Raw genomic sequence first — 5,094 nt, 5'->3', positions numbered from 1 at the left:
GTTTCCGGCAGCGGCTCCACTTCGACGGCGACAACGAACGAGCAGGACCAGTGCCCCAGGTTGTCCTGGTACACCCGCACCGACGATGGTTCGGACGGCAGGTCCCGCGACCACACCACCGTCAACGCGAGACCGCCCGCGAGGTGGAGGCGGTCGTTTTCAAGGCGGAACCCGCGCTGGGTGTAGTTCAGGCTCGGAGACGTACCACGCTTCTTCTTCGGCCTGGGCATTCCAGCGCGCTGCACGATCGGCAGTCGATCTTTGATGTCCTTCAGCGCCTTCGCACGGGACTTACCGAAGTCGCGGATGCTCTGCTGCTGCGGAACGGACGAGCCTTCCCGCAGCCACGAATTCCGGGCGCGCGCGTCGGTCAGCATCTTGTCCAGCGCAGCCGGGCCGCACTTCTCGCCATCGCGATGGGCCTTGCGGGAGCGGGCGACGCACTCGTTCCACACCCACCGGCATCGCCCCCACTCGGCTAGGAGTGCCTGCTGGGCGGTGGAGGACACGCGGAGGCGAAACGTGTACCGAGCGCTGCGCCCGTCGATGTCCTGCTGCGTGTCCATGTTGATCACTGTAGCATTTGGTTTCATGCCCATCGATGACGGTTTCCGCACTGGTCGGCACGTCATGCACAAGATGCACGCGCACTTGGTTTTCGTCACGAAGTACCGGCACCCGGTGTTCGCCGACACGCACCTGCGGCGGATGGAAGAGGTCATGCGGGCGGTGTGTGAGGACTTTGAAACCGAATTGGCCGAGTTCAACGGCGAGTCGAACCACGTGCACCTGCTCGTACACTTCCCGCCCAAGGTCGCCGTGTCCAAGCTGGTCAACAGCCTGAAGGGTGTGTCCTCGCGGATGCTGCGGAAGGAGTTCGAGGACCTGCGGTTCTCGTACCGGAAGGGCGTCCGACTGTGGTCCGGCAGCTACTTCGCCGGTTCCGTGGGTGGCGCGCCGCTATCGGTAGTGCGGCAGTACATCGAGCAACAACAGCGTCCGCCTGTGTAGGTCACCGCTGGGCACGTCGCCCACGGACTGGACGCGCTTCCTCCCCGCCCTGAAGGGCGAGGCATCCGCGCTACGTTCGTTTGGTGAACGACATCGTCACTGCTGGCTCAGCTGCCAGGTGACCTCGTCGGTGTGCACCGATCCGTGCACTTCGGCCCGTGCGGTGAGCACGTTCGAGCCCGGCCGCAAGCGCACCGGCCAACTGAACACCCGGCCGTCGCGCGTGCCGTCGCCGAGCGGCGCGCCGTTGAGGGTCAGTGCCACCGATTCGGCGTTGGAGTACACCCGCACGGTCGTGTCCGGCTCCGTTCGGTGCTTCCACCGCCTGCTGGTGATGTGCAGAACCGCTTCGTCGCTCCAATGTGCTTTGTAGCAGTGGAAGGCGTCTTTGCGGACGGCACGGTCGTGGGTGACCAGACCCTTGTCGTTGATGCCGGGCGCAGCGCCCTCATCGCGGCTGTCGGAGGCGAAGTCGAACATGTTCCACAAGAACGTTCCCCACAGGTACGGGCGCTCGTCGATCTGGGCGATGAAGGATTCGTGCAGCAACGCCTGGTAGTCCTCGGGATGCCACTGCCCGTCCGGAACCGGTGGCGCGGCCAGTGATGCGGGGCCGTGCTGGTCGATGTTGGCTCCGGCGCCGTACTCGGTGACCGCGATCTTGCGCATCGGATCGGCGGCGTGCAGGGAATCGGCCCACTGTCCGAACTGGTCTGCCGTGCCCTCGTACCAGCCCTCGTAGCGGTTGTAGCCGGACAGCTCGGCGTGCTCGGTGAACGGGTCGTCGTCGGCGCGTTTGAGCACGTTGGCGTAGGCGGAGGCGCGTTCCGGGTCCTCGGTGCGGACCAGCTCGGCGAGTTCTGCCAGCAGCGCGTTGATCTGCGGGTCCTTGTCCGTCTGGTGGAAGCCCAGCTCGTTGCCGATGCCCCAGAACAGCACCGAAGGGTGGTTGTAGTGCTGCCGGATCAGCTCGCGCAGCTGCTGCTCGACGTTGTCCCGGAAAGCCGCTGAGTCGGTGATCTCGTTGACCCACGGAACCTCGGTGTAAACCGCGAAACCCGCGGAGTCGGCGAGATCGTAGACCAGCGGGTCCTGCGGATAGTGCGCGGTGCGCAGCGCGTTGACGCCCATCTCGCGCATCAGCGCGAAATCCTGCTCGTGGTCGCCGTCGTCGACGGCGAATCCCTTGCCCCGCCGGTCTTGGTGGCGGTTGACACCGCGCAGCCGCAGGGGTTCGCCGTTGAGCGAGAACCCGTCGGACGGCGAGACGGCGAACGTCCGCAACCCCAACGGTTCCGTCACGGCGTCGAGCGGCCTGCCGGTTTCCGCTTCTCGCAGCTGCACCTGCACGCGGTGCACATGCGGGTCGGCGCGCCCGTTCCACAGCCGCGGTGATCCGATGTGGACCGGGAAAGTGCACTGTCGCCGCCCGCCAGCGGCAAGGGACACGGCAGGCGCGGATTCCTCCGCCACCACGCGACCATCGTCATCAGTGATCGTGGCGCGCACATCCACGTGTTAGGCCTGCTCGGAATCGTTGGCCAGTTTCGCCGTGACCTCCACCGTGGCCGCATCCGCGCGAACCTCGCGCTGCCGCACGTAGACGCCCGGCCCGCCGTGATCGAGCAAGTCCAGGTGCACCGGGTCGGTCAGCTGCAGGCGAACACCTCGGTACAGCCCGCCGAAGAACGTGAAGTCCGCCGAAAGTGGCGCCCATCCGGATTTTCCCCGTTGTCCACGCGAACTAGCAAGTCGTTCGCACCGGGGCGCAGCACCTCGGTCACGTCGAACCGGAACCGCGTGTAGCCGCCGCTGTGCTGTCCCAAGTGAACACCGTTGAGCCACACGTCGGTGGTCGTGTTCGCACCGTCGAATTCCAGAAAGGCGCGCCTGCCGGCCGATTCCGCGCTCAACGGCAACTCGCGCCGATACCAACCGGAACCGCGCCGGTAATCGTCACCGCCGTCCTGACCGTCGCGGGCGTTCCAGCTGTGCGGCAACCGAATGCGCTGCCAATCGCCCCGCTCGCCGAAGCGGAACGACCAACCGGTGTCCAGCTCGACCTGTTCCCGCATAGGGGACGGTGCCGCGGAGACCGCTCGCGGCAAGACGGACCATGCCAGTGGTACCGCAGCGGCACCGAGGACGACCTGACGCCGGGAGAACCGCGCGTTGACCATGCTGCTCCTCCATCCGGACGGGCGCGCACGCCCAGCTGGCGCACGCCGCCTGAGCACCTCCACGGGCCGATCGGCCGGACGCCGCGACCCGGCGGTCGTGTGATCGTCAGCGCGGAAACCGCCGGGAGCCAAGGAGTTGCCGCGAGTTGCCGACACCGGCCGGCACCGGATCCGCGCAGCCCACGTCCCGGCCGGAGCAAGGCAACTGTTGGCAACCGATTGCCGCGCGGTTGCGCGCTTGCCTAGCTTGTACGCGCTCGAAGTCGGCCTGCGGGCCGAGTCGCGCGGCGATCCCGCACAACGAGGTGGAAGCCGGAGAACGGGGCGAACCGTACCGGCGCCGGGAGAGGAATCGACATGCATCCGCTGGACTGGGCGGTCGTGGCAGGCTACCTGCTGGTCATGCTGGGCATCGGGGTCTGGGCGCACCGCCAGGTCGCAGACACCGCGGACTTCTTCACCGCAGGCGGGCGGATGCCGTGGTGGCTGGCCGGGATCTCGCACCACATGTCCGGCTACAGCGCGGTCGTGTTCGTCGCCTACGCCGGAGTGGCCTACGAGCAGGGCATCGTGTCCTACGTCGTGTTCATGTTCCCGCTCGCGATCGCCACCGGCATCGGCGCCTTCCTGTTCGCGCCGAAGTGGAACAGGCTGCGCCTGCACTACGGCATCGCCTCCCCGCTGGAGTACCTCGCGCGCCGGTTCAACGTCACCACGCAGCAGGTGCTGGCGTGGAGCGGGTCGCTGCTGAAGGTCTTCGACGTGGCGGCGAAGTGGTCGGCGATCGCCCTGCTGCTGCAGGAGTTCGTCGGCGTGCCGCTGGTGTGGGGCATCGTCATCACCGCCGTGGTCACGCTCGTGTACTGCACCGCCGGGGGCCTTTGGGCGGACGCGCTGACCGAGCTCGGGCAGTTCGTCATCCAGGGCGTCGCGGCGTTCGCGATGATCGCGGCGGTCGGTATCGCGTTGGCGGACAAGGGGTTGAACTACGCGACGTTCTGGAGCGCGCTGCCGTCCGGGCACACCGACCCGACCACGAGCGACTACCCCGCCTACTTCCTGCTGGTGTACGTGATCGTGAAGACCTTCGAGTACAACGGCGGCATGTGGAACCTGGCGCAGCGCTACATCGCCACCCCCGATGCCCGCGCCGCCCGCCGCACCGCGCTGCTGTCCAGCGGCTTGTACCTGCTGTGGCCGGTAGTGCTGATGCTGCCGATGTTCGCCGGGCCGCTGCTGGTGCAGGTGTCCGACCCGGAGGACGTCTATGCCGAGATGGCCCTGCAATTCCTGCCCGCGGGCCTGCTCGGACTGGTGCTCGTCGGCGTCTTCTCGCACACGATGGCCATGGCCGCCTCCGACGCCACCGCCATCTCCGCGGTGATGACCCGCGACGTGCTGCCGAAGATCTGGCGCCGTGCCAAGGGATTCACCGACAAGCAGTTCCTGGCGGCGGGCCGGGTGCTGACCGTGGCGTTCGTGTTCCTCAGCGTCGTGATCGCCATCAACGCCGAAAACCTCGGCGGGGTGTTGGGCATCATCGTCGCATGGGTCGGTGCGCTGATCGGGCCGATCTCGATCCCGATGATGCTGGGGATGCTGCGCCCGTTCCGGCGCATCGGGCCGGCCGCGGCGCTGGCCTCGTGGGCAGGCGGGCTGATCACGTTCGCGGTCACCAAGTACGTGCTGCAACTGCAGGAAGCGATCACCGTGGTCTCGCCGGTGCTCGTGTCGCTGGCGCTGTTCGGACTCGTAGGAACGCTGCACCGGGACGCTCCCCCGGCTGCCGAGGAGATCACCGCCGCCCTTGCCGAGGACGAGCGCGAACCCGCGGCCCAGCCGACGGCTCCGTAACGCACCCTGTTCCCACCCGGACTCGGGCACTAGCGTGGCAACCGGTTGC

6 protein-coding genes are annotated in these 5,094 nt (G+C 67.4%); 2 read left to right on the top strand and 4 right to left on the bottom strand.

Annotation, left to right across the window (positions count from 1 at the left end; translation table 11 throughout):
• Positions 1-566: transposase (locus IJH84_RS12070; RefSeq protein WP_295144157.1), on the bottom strand; the 566-nt coding region annotated here is incomplete at its 3' end.
• Between the two features lie 25 nt (positions 567-591).
• On the opposite strand from IJH84_RS12070, the gene tnpA reads away from it, so the two are divergent.
• Positions 592-1,011, top strand: coding sequence for an IS200/IS605 family transposase (tnpA, locus tag IJH84_RS12065; protein WP_295144143.1), 420 nt, complete (start codon positions 592-594; stop codon positions 1,009-1,011).
• 96 nt (positions 1,012-1,107) lie between these two features.
• On the opposite strand, the gene IJH84_RS12060 is transcribed toward tnpA, so the two are convergent.
• Genes IJH84_RS12060 through IJH84_RS12050 form a run of 3 tightly spaced genes read right to left on the bottom strand, consistent with a single transcriptional unit; the run spans position 1,108 to position 3,086 of the window.
• Positions 1,108-2,520 (bottom strand): glycoside hydrolase family 2 TIM barrel-domain containing protein, encoded by a 1,413-nt coding sequence (locus tag IJH84_RS12060; protein ID WP_295144140.1) that lies wholly within the window; start codon positions 2,518-2,520, stop codon positions 1,108-1,110.
• A gap of 9 nt (positions 2,521-2,529) precedes the next feature.
• Positions 2,530-2,652, bottom strand: a complete 123-nt coding sequence (locus IJH84_RS12055) for a hypothetical protein (RefSeq protein ID WP_295144137.1) — start codon at positions 2,650-2,652, stop codon at positions 2,530-2,532.
• 8 nt (positions 2,653-2,660) lie between these two features.
• Positions 2,661-3,086: a sugar-binding domain-containing protein gene (locus tag IJH84_RS12050; protein ID WP_295144134.1), complete on the bottom strand. Its 426-nt coding sequence runs from the start codon at positions 3,084-3,086 to the stop codon at positions 2,661-2,663.
• 462 nt (positions 3,087-3,548) lie between these two features.
• Here IJH84_RS12050 and IJH84_RS12045 point away from each other — a divergent pair, with 462 nt between their 5' ends.
• Complete coding sequence (locus IJH84_RS12045) at positions 3,549-5,045, top strand: sodium:solute symporter family protein (protein ID WP_295144132.1); 1,497 nt, start codon at positions 3,549-3,551, stop codon at positions 5,043-5,045.
• Positions 5,046-5,094 lie beyond the last annotated feature (49 nt).

Source organism: Saccharopolyspora sp. (assembly GCF_017434145.1).
GTDB lineage: Bacteria > Actinomycetota > Actinomycetes > Mycobacteriales > Pseudonocardiaceae > Saccharopolyspora_C > Saccharopolyspora_C galaxeae.
The sequence above is the reverse complement of the archived record's forward strand: the minus strand, read 5'-3'. Positions and strand labels throughout refer to the sequence as shown.

What these genes read in the sequence shown, in the direction of transcription:
- IJH84_RS12050 (WP_295144134.1), bottom strand. Translation starts at nt 3,086, where the DNA reads ATGCGGGAACAGGTCGAGCTGGACACCGGTTGGTCGTTCCGCTTCGGC.
- IJH84_RS12045 (WP_295144132.1), top strand. Translation starts at nt 3,549, where the DNA reads ATGCATCCGCTGGACTGGGCGGTCGTGGCAGGCTACCTGCTGGTCATG.
- tnpA (WP_295144143.1), top strand. Translation starts at nt 592, where the DNA reads ATGCCCATCGATGACGGTTTCCGCACTGGTCGGCACGTCATGCACAAG.